The following is a 15,708-nucleotide window of genomic DNA, read 5'->3' on the forward strand; positions in this document are numbered from 1 at the left end:
GAGATTAATGAAAAACAAGATGTTAACTGCCGCATTGACGTTGGCAGCGACCTGTTGCGCCTCAGTACAGGCCGCAACGCCCCCCGATTCTTTGGTGATGGCGTGGAACATTGATGCCATCAGCACATGGGATCCGGCACAGATTGGTGAAGTGGTCACCAGTGAAATCTATTCAAACACCTGTGACACCCTGGTTGATTTTCGCGTCAGCGATGAAACGCAGCTCGATCCTGCATTGGCAAAAAATTGGGATGTCTCTGCCGATCGCAAGACCATCACCTTTCATTTGCAGGACAACCTGAAATTCGCCGATGGCTCAGCCGCAACCGCCGGCGACCTGGCGTGGTCAATGCAACGCGTAGTGAAACTGGGCTACGGCAATGCAGCCGCGATTAAAGAATATGGCTTTGATAAAGATAACGTCGACACGCGCATTAGCGCGCCCGATGACAAAACGCTGGTGATGAGCTTCGATAAAGCTTACCCCACCAATCTGGTGTTACAGGCGATTGCCGCCAATAACGTTTCTTCCCTGCTTAATCGCAAAGAAGTAGACAAACAGGCCGTTGATGGCGACCTCGGCCACAAATACCTTTCTACTCATACCGCCTGTGTTGGGCCTTATCAGCTGGTGCGCTGGAATGCCGGCGAAGGTGTGGTGCTGCAAGCTACACCGAACTACTGGGGCAAAGCGCCGGTGCTGAAGCGCATTTTGATTCGCCATGTGGCAGAAACCGGCACTCAGCGTCTGCTGGTCACGCAGGGCGATGTGGATATCGCGCGCGATCTCTCGGCGGACGATCTGAAAACGCTGGATCAGGGCGGCAAAGTTAAAGTGGATAAAGTCCTGAAGCCACAGCTGTTTTTCTGGACCTTCAATAACGAGGACCCCATCTTCAAAAACGAAAAAGTACGACTCGCCATGCGCTACTTGATCGATTACGACGGGTTAGCGAAGAGCGTGATGCCTTATCTCGGCGTGCCGCGCGCCAGTTTCGTGCAACAAGGCGCGTTTGGAGCTTTGGATGCCAAAGAAGGTCAGCCTTTCCACCTCGATCTGGATAAAGCCAAACAGTTGCTGACGGAAGCTGGTTATCCCAATGGTTTCAGCACGGCGGTGTTGTTTGGCACCCTGCCGCATTCGGCGCCAATCGCGCAAAGCGTACAGCAGAATGCCGCCAAAATCGGCGTGAAACTGAATCTGGAACGTATGGCTAACGCACAGTTATTCAGTCGGGTACGCGGACGAGAATTCCAGAGCGCCATGATGGCGTGGCAAACCTCGGTCCCTGATGCCTACGGCAATGCATCGCGTCTGGTTTATAACCCGGACAATCGTAAGGAAGCGCGCGCTACGCAGTACCCGAGTTGGCGTGCCGCTTACTACGATCCGCAGATGAATCAGAAAGTGGAAACCGCACTGTTAGAGCCGGATGACGCCAAACGCATCAAACTGTATGGCGATCTACAGAAAGAGCAGATGCAAAAAGGGCCGATGGCGATCATGTTCCAGATGTACAACACCGCGGGAATAAACCCAACGGTCAAAAACTGGACCTGGAACGGTTTTCGCGTTTGGTATGGTGCCGCAAGCAAATAACGGAGGTGGCAGATGTTACAGGTCATGATGCCCGTTGCACATAACACCCCTTCCGCTGGCTGGCGTCTGCTAAGACGCCTTGCTCGTGGGTTCATCTCGATAGCCTGTACGTTACTGGGATTGGCGGCATTGACCTTCTTTATTGGCCGCTTACTGCCTATCGACCCGGTGGTCGCAATCATTGGGGATAACGCCAGTCAGGAAGCCTACGACAAGATGTTCCATCAGTTGGGGCTGGATCAACCGTTGTGGCATCAGTTTGTCGATTACGTATGGCAACTGCAGCACCTCGATTTTGGTATCGCCCTGACCACCAGCCATCCGGTGGCGCTGGATATCGCGCGCGTCTTCCCTGCTACGCTGGAACTGGCCACTGTAGCGGCAATCATCGGCGTCGGTTTTGGGATTCCGGCGGGCGTGCTGGCGGCAATGTACCGCAATACCTGGTTTGATCATCTGATGCGCTTCGTGGGACTACTCAGCTATTCCACGCCGCATTTCTGGCTTGGTTTAATGGGGTTGCTGCTGTTTTACGCCACGCTCGGCTGGATTGGCGGGCCAGGGCGCATCGATTTTATCTACGAGTTCGATTTACATCCCGTGACGGGATTCTGGCTGGTCGACAGCGCGCTGAGCGGAAACTGGGAAATGTTCCGCAACGTTTTTGGTCACATCATTTTACCTGCATCGATTCTTGGCTTGAGCGCACTGGCTTACATCAGCCGTATGACGCGTAGCTTTATGCTCGAACAGTTGTCGCAGGAATACATCATTACCGCTCGCGTGAAGGGGATGTCGTGGGCGCGCTGCGTTTGGGTACATGCATTCCGCAATATTGCTGTGCCCACGTTGACGGTGGTTGCCCTTTCCTGGGCCTGGCTGCTGGAAGGCGCAGTACTCACCGAAACCGTGTTCGCCTGGCCCGGCTTTGGTCGCTACCTGACCAACGCCTTGCTGGCTGGCGATATGAATGCAGTAGTGGGCTGCACGTTACTGATTGGCGCGATTTTTGTTGGCATCAATCTACTGTGCGACCTGCTTTATCGTCTGTTCGATCCGCGTACGCGTCAGGAGGAAGCATGACCGATTCAGTCAATAAATCGATGCGCGTTAACCCTTCGCGTAGCTTACGCGCCTGGCTACGCGACCCTGCGCCGCAGTCACCTTTTCAGGCGCACATGCAACTGCTATGGATTCAGTGGCGACGCTTCTGCGCTAATCACTCAGCGCTCTTTGGTTTGCTGGTGCTGTTGATAATTGCTGGCGCTGCAGTGTTTGCACCCTGGTTAGCCACTCACGATATCTATGCCCAAAACCTCGCCTTCCGTCTGCAACCGTTTTCTGCTGAACACTGGCTTGGCACCGACGAATTGGGTCGGGATATTTACAGCCGTCTGCTGTATGGCGCGCGAATCACACTGTATATCGCTGGCTTGACCGCGCTGATCATCACACCGATTGGCTTACTGGTCGGCACCAGTGCAGGCTATCTCGGCGGTTGGGTCGATACGGTGTTAATGCGTCTGGTGGATATCTTCCTTGCCTTCCCTAGTTTGATTCTGGCGCTGGCGTTTGTCGCGGCATTGGGGCCAGGTATCGAGAATGCGATTATCGCGATTTCTCTCTCCGCCTGGCCACCGATTGCCCGCCTCGCGCGTGCCGAAACCCTGGCGATCCGAAAGATGGATTACATCGCAGCGGTACGCTTACAAGGGGCCTCCGCCTGGCACATTATTGTGCGACACATCATCCCCATGTGCCTGCCTTCTGTGGTGGTACGCGTCACGCTGAACATGGCGGCGATTATCCTTACCGCTGCCGGACTGGGTTTCCTTGGTCTTGGTGCACAGGCACCCAGCCCGGAATGGGGTGCGATGCTGGCTTCCGGCCGCGAGTTCATGCTGAACAATGGTTGGATCGCGGCCATTCCCGGATTAGCGATTTTGTTCACCAGTCTTGCCTTCAACCTGTTAGGTGATGGCCTGCGCGACGTAATGGATATCCGCCATGAATAATCTGCTTCAGGTGAAAAACCTCAACATCGTGTTTCGCAGCGCGCACGGGGAACACCGCGCGGTACGTGACGTCTCTTTCCATGTAGGACGAGAGAAAGTGGCGATTGTTGGTGAGTCCGGTTCGGGAAAATCGCAGACCTGCCGTGCATTGTTGCAACTGACACCCAAAATCGGCCGCGTCACCGCCGATCAGATGCAATTCGATGATATCGATCTGCTCAACAGCAGCGAAAAGCAGATGCGGCAGATTCGTGGAAATCGTATTTCGATGATCCTGCAGGATCCCCGCTTTTCTCTCAATCCGTTGATGCGCATTGGCGATCAGGTGGCGGAAGCCTTCAGGCTGCATCGGCGGGTCAGCAAAAGTGAAGCCAGAGCGCGCGCGTCAGCGATGCTTGAATCGGTGCATATTCGCGACGTGGGGAAAGTGGCGCGCCTCTATCCCCACGAGATTTCTGGCGGTATGGGCCAGCGCGTAATGATCGCAATGATGCTGATCCCCGAACCGGATTTAATCATCGCCGACGAACCTACCTCCGCACTCGACGTGACGGTACGCCAGCAGGTACTGAGCATCCTGAATGAACAGCTTGAGCGCCGTCAGACTGGCCTGCTGTTTATCAGTCATGATCTCAATCTGGTCTCTCGCTTCTGCGATCGCGTGCTGGTGATGTACGCCGGGCGCATCGTCGAAGAGATCCGTGCAGATCGTCTGGAGCAGGCTCAGCATCCTTACACGCAGGCATTACTTGCCAGTCAGCCACGCCTGCATCATCCGCTTGATACGCTACGCGTGCCAACGCGTGATGCCAGCTGGCTTAATGGTCCCTGTTTTCGTGATGGAGTCGCATTATGAATCCCATTCCAACCTCGCAACGTAGCATTGAAATGGTGGATGTCAGTATTGCATTCGGTCAGGGATCGCATCAGCGCCAGGTGGTCGATAACGTTAGCCTGACGCTGGCACAAGGTGAGTGCTACGGTCTGATTGGTGAATCGGGCTGTGGAAAGTCCACTATTTTGCGCGCGCTGGCTGGCCTTAATCACGATTATCAGGGCCATATTCTGTTCAACAATCGTGAACAGCAGCCGCAGCGAGATAAAGCCTTTTATCGGCAGGTGCAGATGGTTTTTCAGGATCCTTACGCCTCACTCCATCCGCGAAAAATGGTCTGGGCCAGCCTGCGCGAACCGTTGAAGTTACATGCCATGGACCGTCATGAAACGCGCATCAGCGATGTGCTGCACGCGGTCGGACTTTCCGATGCCTTTCGATATCGCTATCCCCATCAGCTTTCCGGTGGTCAACGGCAGCGTGTGGCCATTGCGCGTGCACTGATTCTGGAGCCTTCGGTGCTGTTACTGGATGAGCCAACTTCTGCACTGGACGTCTCAGTCCAGGCGGAAATCCTGAATTTACTTAGCAGCATGCAGCGGCAGCGCAGCCTCACCTATTTGATGGTGACGCATGATTTGGCCGTCGTGACACATCTGTGCCGCCGCATCGGCATTATGCATCACGGCAAGTTGTTGGAAGAACTCAGCGCGGACAGCGTGCGCCAGGGCGCAGCTCGTGAAATCTACACCCGCGAGTTCCTGGCGGCGAGTGAAGCGTGAACGTCTGCTCCAACCTAAAACAATGAGGCTTTGCCATGTTTGAATTGCTTCAGCAACAACTTGAAGATCAGGCCACCGCGGTGCTGCTGGTGGTGCGGGGTGAAGAAATCCTCTACAGCTACGGCGATGAAGCACAGCGTTATCCCTGCCACTCGATGCGTAAAAGCTTCCTCAGCGCGCTGATCGGCTGCGCAGTGGAGGAAGGCCGCTTCGATCTCTCTTTAACGTTGCAGGCATTGGGGATAGATGACCGCGATGAGCTGAGCGCCGATGAGAAACAGGCCACGCTTTACGATCTGCTGACCGCTCGTTCTGGCATTTATCATCCTGCAAACTATGAAACGTCCTGGATGCAGCGCATTAAGCCTCCGCGCCACCTGCATGCGCCGGGCGAAAACTGGTGCTACAGCAACTGGGATTTTAATGTGCTGGGCAGTGCCTATCGGCAGCTGACAGGCGAAGCCATTAACCAGGCGTTTGCGCAGCGGATTGCCGACCCGCTGGGGATGCAGGATTATCGCGTTGATCAGGATAGTTGGTTAGAACCCGGAGGCTTTTCTGATTATCCGGCCTATCCCTTTACGCTCTCAAGCCGCGACCTGCTGAGATTCGGCCAGCTCTTTCTGCAACAAGGGCGCTGGGGAGATCGACAAATCATCCCGCAACATTGGGTACGTACCAGCACCTTGCCTGTATCTCATGCGGGCGATCGTGGAGGCTACGGCTATATGTGGTGGGTCACGCGCGATGGCGTGGCGTGGCCAGAGGTGATTCTGTCAGCGGGCAGCTACTCAGCGCGCGGCGCAGGAGGTCACTTCTGCCTTGTGATGCCGCAACAAAATATGGTGATCGTGCATCGTGTTGATACCCGCACGCCGGGACAAGAGGTGAACCGCTTCCAGATTGGGTCGCTGTTACGCACGCTATTTACCGCATTGGACAGGGAGGCATAATCATGACGCTGATTGAGTCTCTGGCACAGTGGTGTGCCACTCCACCGACCTTTTCTCCTCGTGCCCGTGAGCTGGCGATTGACGCCATCACCGATACGCTGGGTTGCATGGTGGCAGGTCGTAACGACTTTTCTACGCAGGCGGTGCAGCAGGCATGGCCACAGATACCCCGTAGTCAGGCGCTCGATGCGTTGTTCAACGCCACTGCCGCCCACGCTATCGACTTTGACGACAACTTTGCACCGGGCATGAGTCATGCTTCGGCCGTGCTGGTGCCGGCGCTGCTGGCGGTGGCACACAACAGCGATGGCGCATCGTTGATACGCGCTTATTTAATTGGTCTGCAGGCACAAGCCTTTATTGGCGAAGCCATTGGCTATCAGCACTACACTGCTGGCTGGCATGGTACTTCCACCGTGGGATGCATTGGCAGCGCGGCAGGTGTTGCTGCCCTGCTCGGTCTGGATGCCGCAGGGATTGCCCGGACGTTGAGCATTGCGGTAAGTATGGCCAGTGGCGTAAAAGGCCAGTTTGGCACGCCGTTGAAACCGTTTCATGCCGGAATGGCGGCGCGCAATGCCGTGGAGGCTGCCACGCTGGCGCAAACCGGTATGCAAGGTCGTCTGGATATTATTGAGTGCGCACAAGGTTTTGCTGAACTTTATGCCGGACAGTTAAGCCAACCTTCACTGCCTGACGCTGAGCCGCACGTGATTGAGCATATTGGGGTGATGCCTAAAAAATACCCGTGCTGTGGTTCTACCCACCGCATTCTTGATGCGATTGCTGATATCCAGCAACAGCAAACGTTGAAGATTGACGACATTGAAAGCGTGCACTGCCAGGTGGGGATAGCCAACTGGCGCAACCTCGCCTATTACCAGCCGCAGGATGAAATGCAAGCCCGCTTCTCAATGCAGTATTGCGTTGCCATGATGCTGAAGAATGGCACGCTGAGCGTGCTGGATTTTACTGCCGCCAGCGTAAAACAACAGGCTGATGCGCAGTTGTTAGCGATGATTACCCTCTCCCCCTGGACCGCAGAACAGGAGTCAGAGGACAGAAACTTACCGCATATCGTCACGTTGCGTTTAAAAGAGGGTCGGGAAATTGTCCACTCGAGATTACGAGCGAGAGGCGCGCTGGATGAGCCTTTCAGCGCTGAAGATCGGCGGGAAAAATTCTACGATTGCTGTGCGTCACTGCCCAATGCAGATTCACTTTATCAACACCTGAAAGGGTTAGCGCAGCAATCTGAGTTAACGTTTATACGTCAGCTGATGGTCTAATTATCAAAAATAGTGAGGGGGTTTGCGCGCAAATATTGTCGAATGCCCCAGTTCCTTAATCAAAGATAATGTAGAGGGTGCACCGATGAATCAGAAGCCCAAAATGGCTCAGAACCACGCCTGGCACCCCTCAATTCATCGCTTCTGAAAATATTTTCTTTTTTTAGCAATATTCACATCGCTCATCCGTCTACCTCAGTACTGGCCAATATCGGCTACTGTAATGAGGAATAACAACAATGAGAGATTTTGATATGCGCAGACAACACCACCGTGACCACCATTTTGGTGGCCATCGCATGATTAAGCCGCTGTTGATCGGCGTGGTGATTATCGCGGCGCTTGGGCTGCTGGTGATGTCGCTGTGGAATGCCGTGCTGCCTGCGATTATCGGCGTGAAGACGATTGGCTTCTGGCAGGCGCTTGGGCTGCTGGTATTGTGCCGTATCCTGTTTGGCGGTTTAGGTTTCCGCCCCGGCATGTTCGGCATGGCGCGTCGTCGTATGCACGAACGCTGGATGCAGATGACTCCAGAGCAGCGCGAAGAGTTTATGCAACACCGCCGTGAACGTTCGCACCGTGGACGCCGCGATCGCTGTGACTGGCATGGCCGCCGCGATGATGCGCGCTCACCTTCAGGCGAAGCACCCGCTAAATCGCCAGACGCAGAGTAAACGCCATGGCGCAGGATTCACTGCTGATGTCCGCGTTGAGCGCCTGTCGGTCAAAATTAAGCGCATTTATCCGCGGCCGCACGTCGGTACGTGAAGATGCTGACGATATCCTGCAGGAAGTGACCTACAAGCTCATGCAGGTCGAGCAACCGGTGGAAAATGTCGCGGCCTGGTTATTCCGTGCCGCACGCAATGAAATGACCGATCGGGCACGAAAAAAGCGTGAACTACCCCTAGCCGATCTATTGAACAACGATGAGGAAGCGGATTTTCCAGAAGATGAGCTGGCTGAAACCTTATTTGGCGTGCCGGAAACGCCGGAAGATGAGTATCTCAAAGCGCTGCTATGGGAAGAGCTGGAGGAAGCCTTAGCCGAACTACCGTCCGCTCAGCGCGAGGTGTTCGAAAAAACGGAGCTGCTGGGTTACAGCTACAACGAACTGGCTGAAGAGAGTGGTACCAGTGTCCAGGCTTTGTTATCACGCAAACACAAAGCGGTGCTCTCTCTGCGCACGCGATTACGCAGTCTTTATGATGAGCTTACTGCTGAGTAATGCTATTTATTGCGTTTTTCAGTCTGAATGGTAAACAGGATGGCTGCTACTTTACAGTAAATAGCAGCCTACATTCCCGTTACCACCAGACCGCTTCTTCCCTTGGTTGCAGAATATTTACCCCTTGCCCGATCACTGGCAGGGACAATTTAATTTTCTGCTCATGCGCCAGCGCCGCTATTTGTTTTAGGGGATCATTCCAGTGATGGAAAGCGAGGTCGAAGGCCGCGTTATGAATGGGCATTAACCATTTTCCCTTCAAATCCTGAAACGCCCGGATGGTGTCAGTTGGCAACATATGAATATCCGCCCAGCGGCTGTCATAAGCCCCATTCTCAAGGCAGGCAACATCAAATGGGCCGTACTTATTACCAATTTCATTGAAACCGGGGAAATAACCGGAATCCCCGCCAAAAAAGAATCGAAATTCATCTGTGATGATGCTCCATGAACACCACAAACGTTTATTACCATCAAACAGACCGCGGCCTGAAAAGTGCTGCGACGGCGTGGCGACAAAATGAATTTCGCCTACATCCGTGGACTGCCACCAATCCAGTTGAGTGATCTTCTCCTCAGCCACTCCCCACTTTGCCAGTAAATCGCCGACACCCAATGGAGTAAGGAAATAGCGCACGCGATCCTTCAACTCCATGATTGTCTGGTAATCCAGATGGTCGTAATGGTCGTGAGATAAAATAATCCCTTCAATAGGCGGTAAATCGCTCAGCTCAATTGGCGCAGGCTGAAAACGTTTAGGCCCCAGCCACTGGAACGGAGAAGCACGTAAGTTAAATACCGGGTCGGTAAGCCAATACTTGCCTTTCAATTTGAGCAGCAGCGATGAGTGACCCAGTCGAAACACACTGTTATCGGCTGCCTGGGCAAGTGCCGCGGACGTGATAGGCTCCACGGGTAACGGCTGCTGAGGAACGGTTTCTTTAGGCTTATTAAACGCTAAATCCCAAAACATCTTCAAATATTCGCTGAATTTCAACGACTGCCGGGGAGCAACATTGGCAAAGCGCTTACCATCAAACTGAGCGGATTGCGGATAACCCTTGATGGCACTGCGGGAGACGCTTGAACAATTCAACATTGATCTATTACCTGGACGAATGCGGTGGTTCAGAATAACGGTTTTTGGTGAATCCTATATGGCATAACTGGCGGTTTGGTTATGAAACTCATGCTTAAGATGACATTTCATTTACTGAGCGCTAAAGTCTCTCTTTTGTTTGATTTTACGAGGGAAAATGAAACCTTTATTTGTATACGGCACCTTACAACCGGGTCACTCGAATGCGCATATCCTGGAAAGTATTGGCGGACAGTGGCTGAGTGGGACGGTCAACGGCGTCTTCTATGAACGCGGTTGGGGAGCAGCAGCAGATTTTCCTGGGATTGTACTGGATAACAATGCGGGTGTTGTTACGGGCTCACTCTTCTTCTCAGAGCATCTGAAATCGCATTGGCCAATGCTGGATGAGTTCGAGGATGGTTATGATCGTGTGGATGTTGAAGTCACTACCCCCGAAGGAAAGAAAATCACAGCGTGGATTTATCAGTTACAGCCGCCACAGGCCTAATCTGCCCTGCTCTTTTCCAGCCTAAGCAAGCGCAACGCCCACGATACCTTGCGAGAGGAGAATACATCTGGCTACTGCGGCATAGGTATTCTCCGCGGCATTGGTTGCAGCACACTCGCACTTAATAAGCCAGGCTAAAATGAATGTAAACCTCATCAAGGAGCATTCAAATGAGCAAACTCTGCACCGCCTGCAGTACTTCTTATGAAGATGATCCAGGCATCACACATTGCAAAATTTGCGAAGACGAGCGGCAGTTTGTGCCGGTCAGTGGACAGCACTGGCTTTCATTATCGGCTCTGCGGGCCACACACCAGAATAAATGGCAGCAACATCAAAATGAATTATTCAGCGTACAAACCGTGCCGAATTTTGCCATCAACCAACGTGCTTTTTTACTGCAAACCGCACATGGGAATATTCTGTGGGACTGCATTGCAAATCTGGATAGCGCCACGGAATCAATAATACGTGCGCTGGGCGGTCTGCATGCCATCGCCATTTCTCATCCTCATTACTACAGCACCATGCAAGACTGGGCTGCGGCATTTGAAGCGCCAATCTATTTGCACGCGGATGACCAGCAGTGGATTATGCGCCAGAGTCCGCACATTCAACTTTGGCAGGGTGACGAATGGGATTTACTGCCCGATGTCACTTTATTACGCTTGGGAGGACATTTTAGCGGAGGCTGTGTGCTGCACTGGGCGCAACATGATGGAGTATTATTGAGCGGTGATGTTGTGCAAGTGGCACCCGGTGCAAACACCGTGTCATTTATGTGGAGTTATCCCAACATGTTGCCTCTTTCAGCAGCGTCAGTTAATACCCTCATTCATCGACTGGATAAGGTCGCCTTCTCGCAGATTTATGGTGCATTTGCAGGTCGGGAAATCACTCAGAATGCACAATTCATTGTCAGACAGGCAGCAGAACGCTATATCCGCTGCCTGCAATAATTAACCGACCAGCCCGGTATTCACCCGTTTGCCGATTTCTTTCAACTGGGAATACTTTTCCAGTAATGACGGGCCATCATCGAGGCTCATGGCAAACATCCATAAATAGGTCATGACCGAATAAATATGGCCCGCGCTCATGCCGCCTTTTAACGCCATCACACTGATGGTGACGCCAAACAACAGTGCGGAAGCAATACCAATCGACAAATAACCAATCGCTTCGCGGTCAGACAAGCGAATCCGCACCTGCGCCAGAAAGTGATAATGACGATTGAGTTTCTGTTCGCCTGCAGTACTGACAAAACCCACTTCCCGCTCCAGTCGATCGTTCATCCGCCCGATAAGCGATTCATTTTTGCGGGTGTAACCTGGCAAGAATCCCGCAAACAGCAGCAATATGGCAAAGCACGCCAATCCTGCCCAGGGTTCAATGGTCAGCAGCATCACCACGGCCCCACACATCGAAGCCGCGGAAGTGATCAACATCGGAAGATGCGTTTCAAAGAAATCCACAAACTGGCGTGAAAGCGTCACCCTTGCCGCAATAGCCGAATGGCTATGCGCCTCTTCACGCTGAGCAAGGATCACCGGCACCGCGAGCCCGGCATAAATGCGTGCAAAAGTACGGGTATCCATGGTGCGACGAGCTGCGCCAATCAACCACATGATCAACACTAACCCGGCATAGAACAGGCCATGTAGTGCGTTGCCATACATGATAGCGTTGATCGCGAAACCCGCCAGCAACGGATAAAGCAGGTAAACCACGTTTTCAGCGATCACCAGCATCAGTGTTAGCAGTAATTTTTTCTTATTACGTTTCGCCAGCACTTTCAGTGTATTAAGGGCGCTGCGTGAGGCCCCGATTTGTATATTTTCAGGTATGATTTGCATTAGATTACGTTCAAATTGATACTTTTGAGCGGTTGCTCAAAAGTGGCAAAAGTGTATTTGAGCACTTGCTCAAAGTCAACGGTGGTGGTGATGAAAGAGACAACAGCGGAATTGCGCGACAAGATCCTGGATACAGCGGTGGCACTGTTTATTGAAAAAGGTTTGGAGAATGTGAAAACCCGCGAATTGACGACGCAGTTAGGGTTATCACGTAGTCACATCTATCACTATTTTTCAGGCTGGGCGTCATTGAGTCTGGAAGCGTGCTCGCGCTTCGCACAAAAAGATCTTCAGGAATTTACGCAGCAAATTGGCCTGTTGCCCTTTCATGAAAGACTGGAAGCCTTCATTGCCGATTATCTGCCGCTGGAACCGGATGCGGTATGGCAGCTTTATAGCTCACTTTGGCGTAAAGCCACCACGGAAGTCGACTATGCAGAACTCGCCACTCAGGTGACAAAGCAATGGCATGCGCTGATGACCGACATCATACGTGATGGGATAAATGCAGGTGTTTTTCGTCAGGCTGATGCAGAACAGGTTGCGCGGCAGCTCAGTGCTATGCTGAACGGCTATGCTGATTTATTGATAGTGTTACAGGGAGCTGAAGCGCGGGAACAGGCAATTAACGATCTGCATGCCTTTATTAAACTCGCGCTTTGAATTGTGACAATTTTTAGTTTCAGGACGTGGTGACTGAACTGTCCGATTTGGCGACAAAATACTGATCGTGTTTTTCAATCTTGACGCCACGTTCGCGCCAGTATGCCGCCATACTGAAGAACGCATCACTGGTTAAATTGAAGCCAATAATAACTGAAGGATGCTTACCGCTTCTCAAAAACGAGTTTAACTGCTCCATATTTAACGCTTTAACAGACTCCATCATCTTCTCCCGATCTATAACAAGATAATCTGCAGCAACAGATTATCTTGTAAGTCTCTTGATGCACAATGCAGTTATATTAATATTACAATCTGCAAAAAATCCGATGATGAATGGCTGTCAACCTGCGATAAACCCGCAGATTCTCTGATAAATGAGATCGATCTCAGCCCCACAAAGTGCAATACACACCTCAGGCAAAACGAAAAACTGTGGAATTTCTAAATGGTTTCATGGTGGATATATCAGCAATGCACAATGTCATTCACCGATATTAATTACTATTTGCTATGCATCGACTGTTTATTGTACTGAACAAATTTACAGCGAACGCACTGCGCATGGATGTACAGACGTCCAGACGTATATTATAGTCCGTCTCCTACGTTACTCAGGGACCCGTGCTATGAACAAATTACTCGTTACCACCCTTCTCGCCGCCGCAGTTTCACTGCTCAGCGCCTGCGACAACAATAAAGACAACGCCATCAAAGTCGCCATTAACACCGGCCCTGACGAAGCGCTGTGGCAGACGGTTAAACAGGTCGCCCATGATAAATATCATCTGGATGTCGATGTGGTAGCCTTTAACGATTATGTTCAGCCGAACGAAGCCCTGTTCAATAAGGATGTTGACGCCAATGCCTTCCAGAGCCTGCCTTATCTGGAAATGCAGTCTAAAGAGCGTGGCTATAAGTTCGCGGTTGTCACCAACACCTTTGTGTTCCCGATTGCCGGCTATTCTCGCAAGATTAAAGCACTGGATGCACTGCCAGATGGCGCGACCATCACCATCTCCAACGAAGCAACCACCCTTGGCCGCAGCCTGCTGCTGTTACAAGCTCAGGGCCTGATCAAGGTGAAACCTGAAGCCGGCCTGCTGCCGACCACGCTGGATATCACTGATAATCCGAAGAAGCTTAAAATCGTTGAAGTGGATACACCGCAACTGGCCCGCACACTCGACGATCCGCAAGTCTATATCTCCATCATCAATAACAACTTTGCCGCGCTGGTTAACCTCTCCGCGTCGAAGGATGGCATGTTTATGGAAGGCAAAGCGTCGCCGTATGTGAATGCTATTGTGGCGCGTGAAGATAACAAAGACAGCGCAAATGTGCAGAAGCTGAAAGAGGCTTTCCAGTCGCAGGAAGTGCTGGATAAAGCGAACGAGATTTACAAAGGCGACATTATCAAAGGTTGGTAATCGCCGTTTGAATAGCCGCGCACCAGGTATGTTGCGCGGCTTTTTATTATTTAAAATCTACCGCCATTAATTCAGCGATGGTTGAATCCTGGGTTGAGGCCACGCAACGGTGCAGGTAATCCGTAAATTTCGAGGATGGCGGCATACCCAACTCCAGCAACTTGTCATTGCTGAACACCACGTTAAGTTTGGAGAAATGGCCATAAAGATTCATGGCGCGCAACACAATACGCTCATTACAAGGCCCAAACAGTGACGCGAAGTTTTTCTTACTTTCGGCCAGTTCGCGATAATTCACTTTCTGATAACTTCCGCCCACGGGCACATTGCCTGAGGCTTTGGCCATCGCCTTATCAATCTCTGCAAAAGTGACGCTGCTGTTGAGTCCGGCTGAGATATGAATAATGCTTTTATCGACGTTTTCAGCGGTGAGAAGCAGCTCCAGCGCATCCGCGCAGTAATCAACGGGCACCACATCAATACGGTCGTCCAGCTCACACATAAACTTACCCAATGTCAGTGCCATGCGGAACACCCAGAAAATGCTCGGCGAGGGCGTGCAGCCATGATCGGAATGGCCCACAACAATAGAGGGACGCGCAATAACCAGCGGCAATTCAGGCAACATCTCACTCATCATCTTCTCCACCGTGGCTTTGCTCCACGTGTACTCAACGATGTGTTGATCGCGCAACGTATTCAGTTTGCTCTCGGTTACCAGCGTGTTAGCTTCCGGCGCACACGACATTGCCGTACCAACATGAATAAAACGCTTAAGTCCTCTGACCTGATTCATACGACTGGCGAAAGAGAATGTCCCTTCAACGTTAACTTTCCAGATGTAAGGATTCGCCCCAAACGAAGCCACAGCCGCACAGTTGAGAACATGCGTCACGCTATCCAGACGCTGGTTGGCAGTAAACTGCTCTGGCTCCGCGAGATCGCCGATAAGAATGTTATCTGTGGTCAGTAATGCCAACAGATCTTGAGCCACGCCAAATTTAGCCAGATTGGATTGCAACCGACTCAGTCCTTCGGCGGGTGAATCACCGCGCACCAGCAGTAACAGTCGATTATTCTCGCTTTTCTTTAATAAGTTAACCGCTACTGCTCCACCTAAAAATCCGGTCGCGCCAGTAATTAAAATCGTATTCATAGTATTTAGCTATCAGTTGGTTTCTGGACGAAAACGGTCCATTGAGCGTGGCTTCGAATGTATGCCAGCGAAGATAAATGGCGGATAAATGCGATCTGCGCGGTGTGAAGGAAAAGCGGTTCAGTTAGCTTTCGTTTATCTCTGATAACCATCCGTCATTTTATTTCTCACCTTTCGACTATTCTGAGATTAAAAAACAGCCGCCATATAAAAATGTCGTAAAAATTTCGCTGCCAGGCGTAAAAATGCAGGTCACAAAAGCACCACCCGCTATTAACCGTTCGGGTAAACAGGTATGTTCGCCGTCATAGA

At 51.8% G+C, this 15,708-nt stretch carries 17 protein-coding genes; 13 read left to right on the forward strand and 4 right to left on the reverse strand.

The window, feature by feature from the left end:
- The first annotated feature begins 7 nt into the window (after positions 1–7).
- The 9 genes from LBW88_RS15560 to LBW88_RS15600 all read left to right on the forward strand — a co-directional run bounded on the left by LBW88_RS15560 (position 8) and on the right by LBW88_RS15600 (position 8,702).
- Complete coding sequence (locus LBW88_RS15560; RefSeq protein ID WP_224933192.1) at positions 8–1,600, forward strand: ABC transporter substrate-binding protein; 1,593 nt, start codon at positions 8–10, stop codon at positions 1,598–1,600.
- A gap of 12 nt (positions 1,601–1,612) precedes the next feature.
- Entirely contained in the window at positions 1,613–2,683 is a 1,071-nt protein-coding gene (locus LBW88_RS15565; protein WP_224933191.1) for an ABC transporter permease, read from the forward strand.
- Entirely contained in the window at positions 2,680–3,615 is a 936-nt protein-coding gene (locus LBW88_RS15570) for an ABC transporter permease (protein ID WP_224933190.1), read from the forward strand. Before LBW88_RS15565 ends, LBW88_RS15570 begins: the two co-directional genes overlap by 4 nt.
- On the forward strand, positions 3,608–4,471 hold the full coding sequence (locus LBW88_RS15575) for an ABC transporter ATP-binding protein (RefSeq protein WP_224933189.1): 864 nt from the start codon (positions 3,608–3,610) through the stop codon (positions 4,469–4,471). Before LBW88_RS15570 ends, LBW88_RS15575 begins: the two co-directional genes overlap by 8 nt.
- Positions 4,468–5,232, forward strand: coding sequence for an ABC transporter ATP-binding protein (locus tag LBW88_RS15580; protein ID WP_224933188.1), 765 nt, complete (start codon positions 4,468–4,470; stop codon positions 5,230–5,232). Before LBW88_RS15575 ends, LBW88_RS15580 begins: the two co-directional genes overlap by 4 nt.
- 35 nt (positions 5,233–5,267) lie before the next feature.
- Positions 5,268–6,185: a serine hydrolase domain-containing protein gene (locus LBW88_RS15585; RefSeq protein ID WP_224933187.1), complete on the forward strand. Its 918-nt coding sequence runs from the start codon at positions 5,268–5,270 to the stop codon at positions 6,183–6,185.
- A 2-nt stretch (positions 6,186–6,187) separates the two neighbouring features.
- Positions 6,188–7,474: an MmgE/PrpD family protein gene (locus LBW88_RS15590; protein WP_224933186.1), complete on the forward strand. Its 1,287-nt coding sequence runs from the start codon at positions 6,188–6,190 to the stop codon at positions 7,472–7,474.
- Between the two features lie 239 nt (positions 7,475–7,713).
- Positions 7,714–8,148, forward strand: coding sequence for a hypothetical protein (locus LBW88_RS15595; protein ID WP_224933185.1), 435 nt, complete (start codon positions 7,714–7,716; stop codon positions 8,146–8,148).
- 5 nt (positions 8,149–8,153) lie between these two features.
- Positions 8,154–8,702, forward strand: coding sequence for an RNA polymerase sigma factor (locus LBW88_RS15600; protein WP_224933184.1), 549 nt, complete (start codon positions 8,154–8,156; stop codon positions 8,700–8,702).
- Positions 8,703–8,781: 79 nt separating this feature from the next.
- On the opposite strand, the gene LBW88_RS15605 is transcribed toward LBW88_RS15600, so the two are convergent.
- Positions 8,782–9,801, reverse strand: a complete 1,020-nt coding sequence (locus LBW88_RS15605; RefSeq protein ID WP_224933183.1) for an MBL fold metallo-hydrolase — start codon at positions 9,799–9,801, stop codon at positions 8,782–8,784.
- 157 nt (positions 9,802–9,958) lie between these two features.
- On the opposite strand from LBW88_RS15605, the gene LBW88_RS15610 reads away from it, so the two are divergent.
- Complete coding sequence (locus LBW88_RS15610) at positions 9,959–10,291, forward strand: gamma-glutamylcyclotransferase family protein (protein ID WP_224933182.1); 333 nt, start codon at positions 9,959–9,961, stop codon at positions 10,289–10,291.
- A gap of 170 nt (positions 10,292–10,461) precedes the next feature.
- Positions 10,462–11,250 carry an MBL fold metallo-hydrolase gene (locus LBW88_RS15615; RefSeq protein ID WP_224933181.1) on the forward strand — a complete coding sequence of 263 codons (789 nt, stop codon included), beginning with the start codon at positions 10,462–10,464 and terminating at the stop codon, positions 11,248–11,250.
- On the opposite strand, the gene LBW88_RS15620 is transcribed toward LBW88_RS15615, so the two are convergent.
- Entirely contained in the window at positions 11,251–12,147 is an 897-nt protein-coding gene (locus tag LBW88_RS15620) for an ABC transporter six-transmembrane domain-containing protein (RefSeq protein WP_224933180.1), read from the reverse strand.
- A gap of 90 nt (positions 12,148–12,237) precedes the next feature.
- On the opposite strand from LBW88_RS15620, the gene LBW88_RS15625 reads away from it, so the two are divergent.
- Entirely contained in the window at positions 12,238–12,810 is a 573-nt protein-coding gene (locus LBW88_RS15625) for a TetR/AcrR family transcriptional regulator (protein ID WP_224933179.1), read from the forward strand.
- 19 nt (positions 12,811–12,829) lie between these two features.
- On the opposite strand, the gene LBW88_RS15630 is transcribed toward LBW88_RS15625, so the two are convergent.
- Positions 12,830–13,033: a hypothetical protein gene (locus LBW88_RS15630; protein WP_224933178.1), complete on the reverse strand. Its 204-nt coding sequence runs from the start codon at positions 13,031–13,033 to the stop codon at positions 12,830–12,832.
- 406 nt (positions 13,034–13,439) lie between these two features.
- Here LBW88_RS15630 and LBW88_RS15635 point away from each other — a divergent pair, with 406 nt between their 5' ends.
- Positions 13,440–14,240, forward strand: coding sequence for a MetQ/NlpA family ABC transporter substrate-binding protein (locus LBW88_RS15635; protein ID WP_160833866.1), 801 nt, complete (start codon positions 13,440–13,442; stop codon positions 14,238–14,240).
- 46 nt (positions 14,241–14,286) lie between these two features.
- Here LBW88_RS15635 and LBW88_RS15640 read toward each other — a convergent pair whose 3' ends face one another.
- Positions 14,287–15,396: an SDR family oxidoreductase gene (locus LBW88_RS15640; RefSeq protein WP_224933177.1), complete on the reverse strand. Its 1,110-nt coding sequence runs from the start codon at positions 15,394–15,396 to the stop codon at positions 14,287–14,289.
- Positions 15,397–15,708 lie beyond the last annotated feature (312 nt).

This window comes from Pantoea sp. alder81 (assembly GCF_020179835.1).
In the GTDB taxonomy this organism is placed as follows: Bacteria; Pseudomonadota; Gammaproteobacteria; order Enterobacterales; family Enterobacteriaceae; genus Pantoea.